Source organism: Methylosinus sp. C49 (genome assembly GCF_009936375.1).
In the GTDB taxonomy this organism is placed as follows: Bacteria; Pseudomonadota; Alphaproteobacteria; order Rhizobiales; family Beijerinckiaceae; genus Methylosinus.
The window spans coordinates 1716923-1731683 of the sequence record NZ_AP022332.1; the positions used below are offsets into that span (position 1 = coordinate 1716923).

Consider the following 14761-nt stretch of genomic DNA (forward strand, 5'->3'; position numbering starts at 1 on the left):
GTACAATCTATTATATCGATAGATATAATAGATTTGCAAGCCGCTTTTTTTGGGGTCGAAGCCCGGGGATGGAGACTGCGAAGCGCTCAGGCGAGTTCCGCCAGTCCGAGATTGGCGGCCAAACGTCTACGCAGACCGCCGATCGGTGCGTCGTCGAATCTGCCGCCGGTCAGATCGAAGGCGTGGGCGGCTGCGGCCCCCATTGCGATACATGGCCCCATTACGCGAATGGAGGACAGAGCGAGTGCGTCGCCATCCACGCATCGGCCGACGGCGAGCAGGTTGTGTACCTCGTCGTGAACCATGCAGCGAAACGGAATTGTATGGATGTGTTCCTCATCGAATGCTTCGAAATAAATTTGCTCCAGACTATTATGGAGCTCGATCGGCCAGGCGCAACGGGCGATCGCGTCCTCGAAGTTCGTTCCGGCGCGCACATCGTCCGCGCACAGCTGGTAGCGGCTCTTGAACCAGCGTGTCTGGCGCGCGCCGAGGGCGCCATAAATGCTCACAACGGCGCGAGAAAAAGCTTCCGGAAATTCAGCACGAAGAAAGGCGACGGCGAGATCCATCTTGTCATGGCCGACGGCCACCATCTTACTGGCGTGGATGGGATCGAGAGGTGTCTCTACATGCGTCATATTGACGAGCGTCTCGCCAGATCCGGGCGCCGTGAATATGAAGGCGTCGCTTCGGTCCAAGCCATAGGCGCGGCCTTTGGCGGCGAGGCGCGACCGTAAGGTCGCGCGATCGATCGCCGCGAGCGCCTGCTCATCGACATTGCGAAGAATACCGTTTTGTGATCCGTAGATCGGACCGGCGGCCGGCTCTCGCGTGGCGAGGCCGCTCGTCCATGCGATGGCGGCGTCTCCGGTCGCGTCCACGAAGCACTCGGCTTCGATGCGCAGAATTCCGGAACGCGTGGCCACTGAAATGGAGATCAGACGCTCGTCTTTGACGTGCGCGTCGAACAGCGCCGCGCCGAGGAGGGGAGTAATTCTCTCGCGGCTTGCAGCGCGCTCGATCCAACGTTGCAGTGCGACGCTGTGGTAGTGAACGACGAAGGAGTTATGACGGCTCCGAAGCAGCATGACGTCGCCGGTCTTCCCGAGGTCGGCGAGAATTTCGTCGGCTATGCCGAAAACGATTTGCCGCGGCGTCGGTCCATTCGCATAGAACCCGCAAAACGTGTTGATCTGCGCCGCGACGGACTGGCCGCCGAGCGATCCGCCGGCCTCGACGAGAACGACCCGATGCCCGAGCCTCGCCGCTTCGAGGGCGGCGGAGACGCCCGCAATTCCCGACCCCACGACGCAGAGGTCGGTCGTCAAGACGCGCGGCGGGTGATCTCGGAGATTTCGGCGAATGATCGTGCTCGCATCGACGGCGCGTGTCGTCACGGTCGGCTAATTCCCTTGTTGTCGCAGAGCGTGGCGGTCATTTGCCGACGAACTCGGGCGGTCGTCCTTCGGCCATCGCGCGTTTGCCTTCCGCTGCATCCTGGCTCGTGCGGACGGCCGTGAGGTCGCGCGTCGTCCGGCCGAGTATCTCCGATGGGCTCTGCACGAGCACATGATCGGTCACGAAATGCTTCATCGATTGCATGACGAGGGGAGCGCGCGTCGCGACGACGTGGGCGATTTCGAGCGCAGTGTCTAGATGCTTTCCTCGTGGGGCGACGCGGTTGACGAGCCCGGCTTCATAAGCGCGGCGCGCCGAGATAGGCTGTGACAACAGCAGAACTTCCATCGCGATCTTGTGCGGAATGCGCACCGCGAGACCTGCTGCGAGGCCGCCCCAGGCCCCATGCGTTCCTTCTGGATAGCAGAAGTTTGCGCTTTCGTCTGCGACGCAGAGATCCGCGAACATGTTGAGAGTGAAGGCGCTGCCTCGGCATTCGCCGGCGACGGCGGTGACGATGGGCTTTTTCGTGACGGTTCCGATCGTCGGCATGCAGCGCCAGAGCTCCGTTACCGGGACATTTGGATCGGATCCGACCGAAAAATCGGCGCCGACGCCGGTCAGCACCGCGACGCGGCCATCGGAGGCGTCGAATTTGGCGAAGGCCTCTTGCAGTCCACGGACGACGTCGATGTCGATGGCGTTTCGTCGCTCTCGGCGGTCGATCGAAATAACAACAACATTTCCATGGGTGGCGATCGAGACGGCGGTCATGAACTTCTCTTTCAAACGCCTGGCGAGAGAATGATTTTCGAGGCCCGACGCGTCCGCGCCAACTCCAAGGCCTCGACGCCGTGATCGAGCGGCATGCGATGCGTGATCATGTGGCGAATACGTTCGCCTTCGGTCACGAGGCTGTCGAGCACACGCGGCCAGACATGGCGCGGCGCGCGTTGCGTGCCTCGGATTTGATGTCTTTCGCGTACGAGGCGGGTGAGATCGAGCGCAGCTCTGCGCGGGTGTATCCCCGCGACGACCAGAACGCCTTCCTTGCGCAAGAATGCGAGGCCTTCTTGAACCACCTCCGGAACGCCTGTCGCCTCGAAAATGATATCGAATTTCTGGTCTGCAAAGCGGGACGCCAATGCGGTTTCGAGATCGCCATCGCCAATGTCGATAAGGTCCCGAAGGCCGAGAGCGCGTAGCGTTTCGAAACGAAGAAGATCGTTCTTCCCCACCACGACGACCTCTGCGGCTTCGGCCATGCGGGCGTAGAGGGCGATCGCCTGTCCGATCGTGCCCGGACCGATGACGAGCACCCGATCGCCGCGCGTCACTCCGCCTTTCAGGACGGCTTCCTGCGCGACGGTCAATGGTTCAGCGAGCGCTGCGAGCTCGTCGTCGACGCCGTTCGGCGCCGCGAGGCAATTGACGACAGGCGCCGTGATCCAAGGCGCGAAGCCGCCGTCGGCGCTGGTGCCTTTGGCTGACCGACGCTCGCAAGATTCGGCTGCGCCGCTCAGGCAATGCGCGCAACTTCCGCATGGGGTGGAAGGGATTACGGCGACGAGCGCGCCGGGCGCCAATCCATTTGCGTCGCCAGCGACGTCGATCACGCGTCCCGCGAATTCGTGCCCGAGCGTCAGCGGAAGCAGTGGCGCCATGAAATCATAGCCGCCGCTCCATTCAAAGATATGCACGTCCGTCCCACAAACGCCGGCGGCAGTGATTTCGATCAGCGCCTCGCCGGGGCCTGGAACCGGGCGGGGAACCTCCCGAAACTCGACGCCGAAGGTCGGGGCTGTTTTTTGGAGAGCTTTCATGAATGACGATCCGATGAGCGTTCGGGTCAACGCCAGCGCAAGAGCGTGCGTTCGAGCGCTGCGATTACCGCCCCTGCGCATGTTCCGAGGAGAGAGAGCACGAGAACGCCGGCGAGGAGCTTCTCGGAGTCCATGATGTTGCCGGCGGCGAGAATATAGGCGCCGATCCCATATTGTGCGCCGATCATTTCGGCGGCGACGAGGAGCACGAGGCCGGTGGAAATAGTTATTCGCGCACAGGCCAACATGGCTGGGAGGGCGGACGGCAGCACGACCTTGACGACGATCGACATGCGATCGAGTCCAAAGCTCTGCGCCATGCGTATGAAAGGACGCGGCGCCGCGTCGACGGCGGCGCATACGGACACCGCCATAGGAAAGAAAACGCCGAGAGCAATCGTCGTTATTTTGCTGGACTCTCCGATTCCGAGCCAGAGTATGAAGAGGGGCAGCAGCGCTATCTTGGGAATGGGGTACAGAGAGGAGATCGCAGCGTCGCCGATTGCTCGGCACCAGGACCAGAGGCCCATCGCGAGGCCGACGCTCAGGCCGGCGAGGCTCCCGATCAACCAGCCCAATAGCAGACGAATCAGCGACTTGCCGATATGGATCGCCAAGTCCCCTTGCGCGAGCTCGTGATAGAGCGTCTCGATGACATCGACCGGCCCAGGCAGAAACAGCGGATCGATCCGCCCCGATGTCGATCCGAGCTGCCACGCTCCGACGAGCACAGCGGCAAATGCCGGAGCGAACCACCGCTTCGGCGTGATCTCGAATCCGCCGCCGCGGAATCGCACCGTGCTTGGAGCTCCGATCGCAGATGGCGTATGGGCTTCAGACATCGGCTCGTTCCACGGACAGAAGCTCTCGGTCGGCGTTGCGCGCTTCCGATCGAAGCAAGTTCCAAATGTCGTGCTGCAGCGCCGACAATTCGCTCGCGACATCGGGGTGGCCGCGCTCGGCTTGCGGAATTCCGACGTCGATGATTTCGCGGACTCGGCCCGGCCGTCTCGAGAGCACGACGATCCGGTCGGAAAGCCGCACCGCCTCGTCGAGATTATGTGTGACGTAGAGGATCGAAACGCGTTCTCGCAGCCACAGGGCGAGGAACTCCTCCATCAGCAGTTCGCGCGTCTGCGCGTCTACAGCGGACAAAGGCTCGTCCATGAGAAGGAAGGCTGGACGAGCGGCCAGCGCCCTGGCGATGCCGACACGCTGTTTCATGCCGCCCGACAATTGCTTCGGATAGGCTTGCGCGAAGCCGCGTAGACCGGTTCGTTCCAACACTTCCTCGATGATCTCGGCCTGCTCCTTTCTCGATGGCAGTCGATCCTCCAGCGCCAACGCGACATTGCCGGCCACGGTTCGCCACGGCAGCAGCCCGGCGTCCTGAAAAACAAAAGTGAATGGATTGAGGCTCGCAGCCGACGGAACGCCGACGGTGAAAGCCGATCCTCGGCTCGGCGCAATCAGGCCGCCGGCGATCGCCAGCAGAGTCGACTTTCCGCAACCAGAGGGACCGATGACGGAGACGATCTCGGATTCGCGCACAGAAAACGAAACATCGTCGAGAACGGTCAACGGCCCGAAGTCGTGCCCCAGTCCTCGAAGCTCCAGTTCCATGCCGTCCTCTCCGAGCCGTTCGATGCCGACTTCAAGCCGCAAAAGAGAGATCGATGACGTGTTCGGCGTCGACTTCTCGCTTCACGAGCCCCTGGTCTTGCCAAAATCTGAGCACCTTGCGAACGTCCTCGACGTTCAAGCTGGCGGCGGGATCGTAATAGCCGAAGGTCGAGCTGATTTGCTGCCTGGTCTGGCCTGTGCGCCGAGCGACGATCTCGAGAAGATCCTCTCGCTCGTCGCTAGCGATCGGTCGGCCTTGCTCGTCGAGTCGATTGACAGCTTTATTGCTGAAAGCCATCGCACGCCGATGCGCTCGGACGAAGCGTTCCATCCCCGTGCGATTGGCGGCGATGAAATCGGGGCGGGTAAACACGCCGCTTCCTTGCGTCATGTCGACTTCGGCCGTATTTCCGATGAAGACGCCAGAGCCCGCTCTGACCAGCGGGTCTGCGACCGTCGAGGGAAGGATGGCGCCATCCAATTTTCCGGCGGCAATCGCCGAACCGACGTTCGGCAAAGTCTGAAGAGGGATGAGTTCGACCTGCGAAAGTGGGAATGCGAATTTCGCAGCAATCACGCCGAACTGATAATGGAACGACGATCCGATCGTCGTTATGCCCAGGCGTCGTCCTCGAATGTCGGCGAAAGAGCGCAATCCGGCGTCGTAGCCGTTGCGGCTAGCCACCAATTGATTATTGGGAAAGGCCGGGTGCGGTCGACTGTCGCCGCAAACGAGTTTCAGCCCGCCTTTGGCGGCGAGGTTGAAATAAGCGGCGGTGAAGGCGGTCATGCCGACGTCGATCGAGTTCGCGACGGCGGCGACGGGCAGTTGAGCGGCTGCGTCGAAATATTCAATTTGAACCTTCAAACCTTCGCCCTCGAAGAAACCTTTGTCAGACGCGACAAAAAACGGCGCTGCGCTGTTCAGGCGCATAGTTCCGAGGCGCAGCACGGAGGCCTCCGACCGCGCGACGCCAGGCAGGGTGAGAGCGGATGCGACGACCGCTCGGCTGAAATATCGACGATCGATCATGTCGTGTTCCTTCGCGAGTGGAACGAACTATCGCGAAGAAAGTCGCAATCGCAATCTCTGTTTTATTTATATCTTGCATAGTCACGAATTATGGAAATTCATTTTCTGTGTCGGTGGCTGCAAGGTCTGAAGACCGCACAGCGCAAAGCTCGGATTTGCCGCTTTCGCCGCAAAAAGGTTCCTCGCTTATTGCACAGGATATTGACGGCAAAGGCCTTCGAAATTGTCCAATGTTGCCGCAGCGTCAAAGCCGCGCGCACAATTGCGGAAACGCGCGACGCCTTCACGTCGCCTCTCATCGACGACCGCGTCTGCGCCGCCCTGGAAATGGGTCGGCAGCCCTTGCTGATCCCTTGCTGGAATTTTTCTATTCAAAATAAACAATTGTATTTACAATATAAAATATGATTTCAATTCGCGACTGAAAAGCACGAATCTCGACCGATCAGTCATTTCCGCGGTTTCCTCGAATTTTGCATCGACGACGTTCGCTCTGCTCAATTCGCTGACGGCGATCCTGGAGGTTGCAATAGCCAAGATCACAGTCCCAATTCTGAACGACGGTGAAGCGCCGCGTGTTCGAGCGGCCGAACTCCGCCACTCCACGGAAGAAGAAGCGCGAGAAATCCGACGGGAGGTCGTCAGTGGTATGAGCGCACCGAAAAATGTCGGCCGGGCGATTCACACCCGCTTTGTAATCAGTAGGTCGCGGGTTCGAATCCTGCAACCGCACCAATTCAACACATGAAAAATAAGCATTATGCCTTGCGAGCAGCCGGGCAATAACTCGACGCGGGCATTCAAGTCACCACCTTGTCACCAAAATCGGCCCCGGAGCTTGTCCAGGCTTGCCAAGGTTGGGGTCGAGAGTTCGAATCCCTTCGCCAGTTCCAAAAAAAGCACAATGAAAATCAAATAGGTAGCAACGGCAATTCGGGGCCGTTTCTGCTTAGAATGCCTGAACTCTCGGTTGGATCAAAACCGCCGGGCGCGGGTTTCTGCCGCTTTGGCTCGGAGACCATATTGGTGTCGAGCGCGGTGACGGCATCGTTCACGAGAATGTCGGCGGTTCGTGCATTGGCCATGTGCAGGAAGCCTAGCGCCACGCCGCTGATAGCCAAAGCGGGTGTGAATCGCCCGACATTTTTCGGTGCGCTCACCCCGCTGACGGCCTCCCGCCGGATTTCTCGCGCTTCTTCTTCCGTGCAGTGGCTATGTTCAGCCGCTCGCACACGCAAGCAGCGCTTCAAACCGTCGTCTAGATTCGGATTGTGATGTCGGCTATGGCAACCTCCTGGATCGCCGTCAGGGAATTGAGCATGCCGTTGCCATTCTTGCTGCCGCAGCAATGCGCCATGAGCCGTCGCGAGCCCTACGGACGTTAACGACGCCGGATGGAATGCTCATGTCGCCCGCAGACCGGGATCGACGCCCGTCAGCTCGATCGATACATCCCAAAGCCTTCGAGCAAGGTCCGGATCTGTCGCCTGATGGGCGCGCGGATAACTGGGTTCCGGAGACGAACGAAAATTCTGTTTGCTTTCATCGCTGAGATGATCATCACGTCCGAAATTCAGCGCCGCATCTGTTCTATCATCGCTTCGAGCTCGGCAATTCGCCGATCCCGCTTCGCCAGCAGATCGTCGACCTCGTCGGCGTCGATCTTGCGCGGAATGTGCTGAGGGCAGTTGGCGTCCCAGGCCGACACCTTGAACAAAAGCACGCGCTCGGGCGCCGCGGCGTAGTCATCGGGCGTCACTGATCGGAGCAAAGCGTCGTCTCCTTCCACCATGGAGGCCTCGCCCCAGATCTTGATGCGGCGCCGGTTCGCATAGTCCATCAAAAAAATGAACGCCTTCCCGTTCTCGAGCAGATTGCCTTGCGAGATGAACTGACGGTTGCCTCTAAAATCGGCCATCGCCAATGTGTGTTCGTCGATCGGCCTGAGGAAGCCGCGCGGCCCGCCTCGATGCTGAATATAGGGTTGTCCCTCGGCGTTCACGGTCGCGAGGTAGAAGCTGTTCTGCTGGGCGATGAAGGCGGCCAGCTGAGGGGTGATGCGGTCCTGCCAGCTGCGCGACTCCATTTTGGCGTAGGCGTCGCGCGAGCCATTGCGGCGCTGGAGCTGCTTCACCGTCTCGGTGAAGGCGATGTCGCTGTTCGGGCGTTGATTGTCCATTATCGATCCCTTGGCGGAGTCGAGGGAGCGGGCGCCCAGCCGCGAATGCGGTCGGGCGCGGAACGGAGATCAGTATGTGACGAGGCTGTAGCCCTGGTCGAGATAGCTCGACAGATCGAGCACGCCGGGTGTTCCGGGAATCGCCTTTTCGTAATCGAGCTTCAGTCCAGTCTTGCGGGCGTCCTCTGTGGCGCCGAAGACATCCGCGCAGCCGCCGCAGACGCCCGCGACGACATCCTTCACCGCTTCATAGAGAGCATGCGCCGCGTGGTCGGCCTTGACGAGCTGAGTCGGCCAGCGAGTGCCGGCGCCCTGGAAGACGACCGCGACGTCCTGCCTTTTCTCCTTGAGCTCGTAAGCGAGGAACAGGCCGTTGAAGAGGCGGCCGAGCGCTTCCTCGGAGCCGGACTTCGGATCGGAATAGATGATGATGGCGGTCTTGCTCATGGGTTTTTACCTTGCGTTTGCCGATAGTTTCCGAATGTTTTGGAAGCGAGCCTGGAGGCTTGCTGTCCGATGCGCGCCCGCTGGACCGCGAGCCTGAAGGCTCGCTGTCGTCCGCCGGCGATCGTCGTGACGTCGAATCGAGTCCCCTCGATCCGGTCCGCTCGCCGTCACAGCTCGAGATCGCTCAAGCCCGGATGATCATCCGGCCGTCTGCCGAGCGGCCAATGAAACTTCCGATCGGCGGCGGAGATCGGAACATCGTTGATGCTGGCGATGCGCAGGCGCATGAGTCCCTGCTCATCGAACTCCCAATTTTCATTGCCGTAGGAGCGAAACCTGCTCCCGCTGTCGTCGCGCCATTCATAGGCGAAGCGGACGGCGATCCGATTCTCGTGGAACGCCCACAGCTCCTTGATGAGCCGATACTCGAGCTCTCGTGACCATTTGCGTTGGAGAAAGGCCTCGATGCGTTCGCGGCCGCCGATGAATTCGGCGCGATTGCGCCAGCGGCTGTCGATCGAATAGGCCTGCGCGACGCGCTCCGGATCGCGGCTGTTCCAGGCGTCCTCGGCGAGGCGCACTTTTTGGGCGGCGGTTTCGGCGGTGAAAGGCGGTAGCGGCGGTCTCGACATGATTTCCTCCTCCGATTTGTCGCATGTGAGCGAGGCGTTTTGCCTGTCACCCGGAAGATGATAGATGACGATCGAAACGATAATCGCCTTTCTCGGCACGACATCGTTGCGGCAGGTGCAGCAATCCAATGGACCGCTTCGACACGATCACGGCCTTCATCGCGGTCGTCGACCACAAGGGCTTCGCGTCGGCGGCGCGAAGCCTCGGTGTCTCGGCGTCGCTGGTGACACGACTCGTCGCCGCGCTCGAGGATCGGCTCGGCGTGCGGCTTCTGCAACGAACGACGCGCTCCGTCGGGCTGACGGATGCAGGCGCGCGCTTTCTCGAGCGCGCCCGGCGGATCGTCACCGACCTCGAGGAGGCCGAGCGCGTCGCGGAGAATGAGCACAGCGCGCCTCGGGGACGGCTGAGCCTGTCCGCGCCGCTGATGTTCGGACGCATGCACATCGGGCCGCTGATCGGCCGCTATATGAACGCGCATCCGCAGATCACGGTCGAGCTATCGCTCTCCGATCGCTTCGTCGATCTCGTGGAGGAAGGATTCGATCTCGCTCTGCGCATCGGCCATTTGTCCGACTCCGCGCTGGTCGCGCGCAGGATGGGCGCGACTCGGCGGGTCGTCGTCGGTTCTCCGGCCTATCTCGCGACGAGAGGCGCGCCGACGACTCCGGCCGACCTCGAGCGCCATCGGCTGATTTCCTGCACCTCCCTGACGCCGGCCGGCCGCTGGCGCTTCTGGTCGGACGGTGAACGCTTCGATATCGACGCCGCGCCCGCCTATGTGACGAACAGCGCCGAGGCGGCGATCTGGCATGCCGAGAACAATGGCGGGCTGACCATCGCCGCCGGCTATCAAATCATCGAGCTGGTCCGCGCCGGCAGGCTCGCGGTCGTGCTCGCCGACTTCGAGCCGGCGCCGCTGCCGATCCATTTCGTCTATCCGAGCGCGCGCCTTCTGTCGGCGAAAGTGCGATCTTTGATCGACCTCGCGGCGCGTGACTGCGATTGGACCTTTGTGGATTTCTGACGCTCGCCCGATGAGGCGGCGGGGCGACAGCCTCCATCCGTCAGCGCCGCGCGAAATGCGTGTCGAGCAAGCCACGCTGGCGCAGACGGAAGAAGGATCGCGCATCGTCCACATCCTCGAGCATGTCGAGCAGCGCGACCGATGATCCGGTCAGATTGGCGAGGCTGTCGGCGAGCGCGTGCTCGGTCGACCATCTCACATCGTCGAATGGCGCCACGAAATGCGGGCGACGGCGCAGGCCCACCGCCCAGTAGCCGCCGTCGGTCGCGGGCCCGAAAACGGCGGCGTGATCGCCGAGAGCGCGAAAGCCGTGCGCCACCATCTCCCTCGTTATGCCTGGAATGTCGCTGCCGATGATCAGCACGGGACCGGGCGGCGGCAGGCGCGCGACGCGCGCCATGCGCTGGCCGAGGTTTCCCTGGCCTTGCGGGAGAATGCCGAACCCGGCCGGCCACGGCCCCGAGCGATCCGGCGTGACCGCGAGCCATGTGGTCCAACGCGGATCGGCGCCGAGGCGGCGGAGCATCAAGGACAGCGCCGTCCGCTGAAATCGCAGCGCCTCGATGGCTCCGATCTCGGCCGCGAGCCGGCGCTTGCCGGCGCCGTAGCGGGGCCAGCGTGTGAAAATGACGAGATGGCGCGGAATCGACATGGTCAACCGTAAACGCGGCGAATGACATGCGGCGGAACGCCGAGGAAATAGAGCGCCAGGCAGGCGAGGTTGCGTAGGCTGCGCCGCGTCCAGCCGTCGCGGCGCCATCGCGCCGCCGAGGTGCGCGCCGATATGGGCAGGACGGTCAGCCGCTTCGCCCCGATCCTGCGCGCCATGTCCACATCCTCCATCAGAGTCAGCAGCCGAAACCCTCCGAGACGATCATAGAACGCGCGGTTGATCAGCAACCCTTGGTCGCCATAGGGCAGGCCCATCCACCGCACGCGCCATGCGACCAAGCGCTCCAATCGCCTCGCCTGGGCCGACTCGTCGTCGAGCGCGAAGCGGAACACGGCCGCCCGCCAGCGGTTGGTGGGATCGCCGCAGAAGGATACGACGGACTCCCGCCACCCGGCCTCCAGAACCGTGTCGGCGTGCAGAAACAACAGCCAGTCTCCGCGCGCTGTCTCGGCTCCGGCTTGCAGCTGCACACCGCGTCCCATAGGCGCCGCCTCCAGCCTCGCGCCGGACTCGCGGGCGATCGCGACGGTGGCGTCGTCAGAGCCGCCGTCGACGACGATAATATCGTCCTGCGCGCCGAGCGCGGCGAGCGTTCGCGGCAGGGTCGCGGCGGCGTCGAGGGTCGGAATGACAATGGATAAGTTCATCTGCTTGCCGCCCTTCCTCTACGGCCGGAGTTTCGCTGCGACGGCGAAAAAGGTTACCGCTGCCGGATGCATTGTTTCGATGAATATCTGAAACTTTTTGGCCGCCGGGACCGAAATAGGCGGTAGACGCGGAGAGGAGAGAGCTGATGCAATATGATGCTTCCGAGATGGCGGCCGGCTCGGCCGATCCTTCTCGGGCGCCTTCGGACCCGGCGAAATTCTGCGATCCCTTCGTCACCGCCCGCGGCGAGAGGCGCGCGCATGCGCCATTCATGCGCCTGGAGACGCTGTGGTTCAACACGGGCACGCTGTGCAATCTCGGTTGCCGTGATTGCTACGTCGAATCCTCTCCCAAGAACGACAGTCTGGCCTATTTTACGCGTGAGGACGCTCGGGCCTTTCTGGAGGAGGCGGCGAAAATTTCCGAAGGGCCACTCGAGATCGGCTTCACCGGGGGCGAGCCCTTCATGAATCCCGATCTTCTCGGAATGGTCGAGGACAGTCTCGCCGCCGGCCATCGCGTTCTCGTTCTGACCAATGCGATGCGGCCGATGCAACGCGTCGCCCCCGCTCTGCACGAGCTGAACATGCGCTTTCCGGGTCGGCTGGCGTGCCGCGTGTCGCTCGACCATTATCGCGCCGAGGATCACGAGCAAATTCGCGGGCCGAACAGCTGGGCGCCCGCCATCGAAGGATTGCTCTGGCTCGCGGCCAATCGTTTCGACCTCGCCGTCGCGGCGCGGATGGCGTCGAGCGATGGCGAGGCCGAGACGCGCGCGGGATTTCGCGATCTGTTCGGCGAGCTCGGCGTCGCTATCGACGCCGATGATCCGGCGCGGCTCGTGCTGTTCCCCGAGCTGGCGGAAGATGACGATGCGCCCGAGATCAGCGAAGCGTGCTGGGCCGCGCTCGGAAAGTCGCCGGTTGAGATGATGTGCGCGCGCTCGCGCATGGTGTTGAAGCGCAAGGACGCTACGACGCCGATCGTCGTCTCCTGCACGTTATTGCCCTATGCGCAGGCGTTCGAAATGGGCTCGACCCTCACGGAGGCGATGCGCCCCGTGAGCCTCAATCACGTCCATTGCTCGCGCTTCTGCGTTCTCGGCGGCGCGACATGCAGCGCGACGGGAGCGGCGCGATGAGCGAAGACATTCAGGCCGATATTTGCGTCATTGGAGCGGGCTCCGCCGGTCTGTCGGTTGCGGCGGGCGCGGCGCAGCTCGGAGCGCGCACCGTCTTGATCGAGGCGCAGAAGATGGGCGGCGATTGCCTCAACACCGGATGCGTGCCGTCGAAATCGCTGCTGGCGGCGGCGAAGGGGGCCAAAGCCGTGGCGCGAGCGCGCCGATTTGGCGTGCGAGCCGGCGAGCCGAACGTCGATTTCGAAGCGGTGAACGCCCATGTCCATGGCGTCATCGATGCGATCACGCCGCATGATTCCATCGAGCGCTTCACGGGCCTCGGATGCATTGTGTTCGAAGGGCGCGCGCGCTTCGTCGATCCGCGTACCGTCGAGGCCGCCGGCAAGATCATTCGCGCGCGACGCTTCGTGATCGCCACCGGTAGCCGCGCCGCCGTGCCGACGATTCCCGGCCTCGACAGCGCGCCCTATTTCACCAATGAGACGATCTTCGACAACGTTGTTCTGCCGCGGCGTCTCCTGGTGATCGGCGCGGGGCCGATCGGTTGCGAATTGGCTCAGGCGCATCGCCGGCTCGGAGCGCAAGTGAGCGTCTTCGACCTCGGGCCTCTGCTTCCGAAGGACGATCCGGACGCCGCCGCTGTGGTTCGCGACGCTCTCGTCGAGGATGGAATCGATCTTCACGAGAGCGTCGACATTCTTCGCGTCGAGACACGCGCCGAAGGCGTCGCCATCGTGCTGCGAAACGGCGCCGGCGAAAGCGCGATCGAAGGCTCGCATCTGCTCGTCGCCGCCGGCCGCAAGCCCAATGTCGAAGATCTCGGGCTAGAGGCCGCGGGTGTGCGTTATTCGAACAAAGGCGTCGAGACCGACGCCCGGCTGCGCACGAGCAATAAGCGAATCTTCGCCGCCGGCGATGTGGCGGGCGGGCTCCAATTCACCCATCTCGCCGGCTATCAGGCCGGAATCGTCATTCGCAACGCGCTGTTTCGGCTGCCGGCGAAAAGCCGACCGAAGGCCTTTCCATGGGTGACCTATACCGATCCAGAGCTCGCGCAAGTCGGACTTACCAAAGCGCAGGCGCGGGAGAGAGGCGGCGATATTCGCATTCTGCGCGCCGACTTCGCGGACAATGACCGCGCTCGAGCCGAGAGCGACACGCGTGGATTCCTGGAGGCCGTGGTGACGAAGGGCGGGCATGTGCTCGGCGCGACCATCGTCGGCCACAATGCCGGCGAGCTGATAACGCCCTGGACCTTGGCGATTTCACAAGGGCTGAAGATCGGCGCGCTGGCTAATGTCATCGTCCCTTATCCGACGCTGAGCGAGATCTCCAAACGCGCCGCCGGCGGCTATTTCACCCCTGCTCTGTTCTCGGCGCGAATGCGCGCGCTCGTCCGCTTTCTCGGAGCTTTCGGATGAGCCCGAAGCGGCTGGTCCCTCTGCTCGCGCTCGCGGCGCTGATCGTGGCGGCTTTTTATTTGCGCGTGGACCAATATCTCACGCTCGACGCCTTGCGCGACAATCGCGCCGCGCTGTTGGAGTTCGTCCAGTCGCACAGCGTCGTCGCCGCTTGCGCCTATGTGCTCGCCTATGTCGGAGTCGTCGCGCTCTCGCTGCCGGGAGCGGCGGTCATGACGCTCGCGGGCGGCTTTCTGTTCGGCGTGCCGCTCGGGGCGACATTGACCATCATCGGCGCGACGGTCGGCGCGACGCTGCTGTTCCTCATCGCCCGCTCCGCCGCTGGCGACGTCCTGCGCGAGCGCGCCGGACCTTTTCTCGCGCGCATGTCCAATGGCTTTCGCAAGGACGCTTTCAACTATCTGCTGTTCCTTCGGCTCGTTCCCGTGTTTCCGTTCTGGGCCGTCAATCTGGCGCCCGCGCTGCTGGGAATGCGGCTAGAGCCCTTCGTCGCGGCCACCGCGATCGGCGTCGTGCCCGGCACGCTGGTCTTTGCGGCGTTTGGAGCAAGTCTCGGCCAGATATTCGACGCCGGCGCAGAAGTGCGGTTGGAAGACGTCTTCAGTCCCACTTTGATCGCAGCCTTGCTCGGACTCGGCGCTCTGTCACTGCTGCCCGTGATTCTGCGGCGACTGCGGGAAGGACAGCAATGACGATCATAGCGCGCCGCTTT

The 14761-nt window shown here is 62.7% G+C and carries 17 protein-coding genes; 5 read left to right on the plus strand and 12 right to left on the minus strand.

All coding sequences use genetic code 11. The annotated features are described in order from the left end of the window. Nucleotides 1–86 precede the first annotated feature (86 nt). The 6 genes from GYH34_RS08295 to GYH34_RS08320 form a co-directional block, all read right to left on the minus strand. On the minus strand, nucleotides 87–1331 hold the full coding sequence (locus GYH34_RS08295; RefSeq protein ID WP_161913167.1) for an FAD-dependent oxidoreductase: 1245 nt from the start codon (nucleotides 1329–1331) through the stop codon (nucleotides 87–89). A 106-nt stretch (nucleotides 1332–1437) separates the two neighbouring features. Next, nucleotides 1438–2175, minus strand: coding sequence for an enoyl-CoA hydratase-related protein (locus GYH34_RS08300; RefSeq protein ID WP_161913168.1), 738 nt, complete (start codon nucleotides 2173–2175; stop codon nucleotides 1438–1440). An 11-nt stretch (nucleotides 2176–2186) separates the two neighbouring features. Continuing rightward, nucleotides 2187–3224 carry an alcohol dehydrogenase catalytic domain-containing protein gene (locus GYH34_RS08305; RefSeq protein ID WP_161913169.1) on the minus strand — a complete coding sequence of 346 codons (1038 nt, stop codon included), beginning with the start codon at nucleotides 3222–3224 and terminating at the stop codon, nucleotides 2187–2189. 26 nt (nucleotides 3225–3250) lie between these two features. Further along, entirely contained in the window at nucleotides 3251–4066 is an 816-nt protein-coding gene (locus GYH34_RS08310) for an ABC transporter permease (protein WP_161913170.1), read from the minus strand. Continuing rightward, nucleotides 4059–4847, minus strand: coding sequence for an ABC transporter ATP-binding protein (locus GYH34_RS08315; protein WP_161913171.1), 789 nt, complete (start codon nucleotides 4845–4847; stop codon nucleotides 4059–4061). The genes GYH34_RS08310 and GYH34_RS08315 overlap by 8 nt, the downstream gene beginning before the upstream one ends. A 31-nt stretch (nucleotides 4848–4878) precedes the next feature. Beyond that, nucleotides 4879–5880 carry an ABC transporter substrate-binding protein gene (locus tag GYH34_RS08320; protein WP_161913172.1) on the minus strand — a complete coding sequence of 334 codons (1002 nt, stop codon included), beginning with the start codon at nucleotides 5878–5880 and terminating at the stop codon, nucleotides 4879–4881. Nucleotides 5881–5970: 90 nt separating this feature from the next. Between GYH34_RS08320 and GYH34_RS08325 the strand changes: the two genes are divergently transcribed. Continuing rightward, nucleotides 5971–6288: a hypothetical protein gene (locus GYH34_RS08325; protein WP_161913173.1), complete on the plus strand. Its 318-nt coding sequence runs from the start codon at nucleotides 5971–5973 to the stop codon at nucleotides 6286–6288. A gap of 503 nt (nucleotides 6289–6791) precedes the next feature. On the opposite strand, the gene GYH34_RS21805 is transcribed toward GYH34_RS08325, so the two are convergent. From GYH34_RS21805 to GYH34_RS08345, 4 genes are all read right to left on the minus strand, one after another. Continuing rightward, the gene (locus GYH34_RS21805; RefSeq protein WP_197745466.1) at nucleotides 6792–7040 is read right to left on the minus strand and encodes a hypothetical protein; all 249 of its coding nucleotides are present in this window, start codon (nucleotides 7038–7040) and stop codon (nucleotides 6792–6794) included. 413 nt (nucleotides 7041–7453) lie between these two features. After that, a complete protein-coding gene (locus tag GYH34_RS08335) occupies nucleotides 7454–8059 on the minus strand; it encodes a pyridoxamine 5'-phosphate oxidase family protein (protein WP_161913174.1) in 606 nt (201 codons plus the stop codon). A 69-nt stretch (nucleotides 8060–8128) separates the two neighbouring features. Next, nucleotides 8129–8506 carry a DsrE family protein gene (locus GYH34_RS08340; protein ID WP_161913175.1) on the minus strand — a complete coding sequence of 126 codons (378 nt, stop codon included), beginning with the start codon at nucleotides 8504–8506 and terminating at the stop codon, nucleotides 8129–8131. A 167-nt stretch (nucleotides 8507–8673) separates the two neighbouring features. Further along, nucleotides 8674–9138 (minus strand): DUF1348 family protein, encoded by a 465-nt coding sequence (locus GYH34_RS08345; RefSeq protein WP_161913176.1) that lies wholly within the window; start codon nucleotides 9136–9138, stop codon nucleotides 8674–8676. A 128-nt stretch (nucleotides 9139–9266) separates the two neighbouring features. Between GYH34_RS08345 and GYH34_RS08350 the strand changes: the two genes are divergently transcribed. Continuing rightward, nucleotides 9267–10166, plus strand: a complete 900-nt coding sequence (locus GYH34_RS08350) for a LysR family transcriptional regulator (protein WP_161913177.1) — start codon at nucleotides 9267–9269, stop codon at nucleotides 10164–10166. 40 nt (nucleotides 10167–10206) lie between these two features. Here the strand turns inward: GYH34_RS08350 and GYH34_RS08355 are convergent, their stop codons facing one another. Both GYH34_RS08355 and GYH34_RS08360 read right to left on the minus strand, forming a co-directional pair. Then, on the minus strand, nucleotides 10207–10818 hold the full coding sequence (locus GYH34_RS08355; protein WP_161913178.1) for a TIGR04282 family arsenosugar biosynthesis glycosyltransferase: 612 nt from the start codon (nucleotides 10816–10818) through the stop codon (nucleotides 10207–10209). 2 nt (nucleotides 10819–10820) lie between these two features. Continuing rightward, nucleotides 10821–11486 (minus strand): TIGR04283 family arsenosugar biosynthesis glycosyltransferase, encoded by a 666-nt coding sequence (locus GYH34_RS08360; RefSeq protein WP_161913179.1) that lies wholly within the window; start codon nucleotides 11484–11486, stop codon nucleotides 10821–10823. A 146-nt stretch (nucleotides 11487–11632) separates the two neighbouring features. On the opposite strand from GYH34_RS08360, the gene GYH34_RS08365 reads away from it, so the two are divergent. From GYH34_RS08365 to GYH34_RS08375, 3 genes are read left to right on the plus strand one after another with little or no spacing between them, the layout of a single operon-like run. Further along, nucleotides 11633–12628, plus strand: a complete 996-nt coding sequence (locus GYH34_RS08365) for a radical SAM protein (protein ID WP_197745453.1) — start codon at nucleotides 11633–11635, stop codon at nucleotides 12626–12628. After that, nucleotides 12625–14049 (plus strand): FAD-dependent oxidoreductase, encoded by a 1425-nt coding sequence (locus GYH34_RS08370; protein ID WP_161913180.1) that lies wholly within the window; start codon nucleotides 12625–12627, stop codon nucleotides 14047–14049. The genes GYH34_RS08365 and GYH34_RS08370 overlap by 4 nt, the downstream gene beginning before the upstream one ends. Then, nucleotides 14046–14741: a TVP38/TMEM64 family protein gene (locus tag GYH34_RS08375; RefSeq protein WP_161913181.1), complete on the plus strand. Its 696-nt coding sequence runs from the start codon at nucleotides 14046–14048 to the stop codon at nucleotides 14739–14741. The genes GYH34_RS08370 and GYH34_RS08375 overlap by 4 nt, the downstream gene beginning before the upstream one ends. Nucleotides 14742–14761 lie beyond the last annotated feature (20 nt).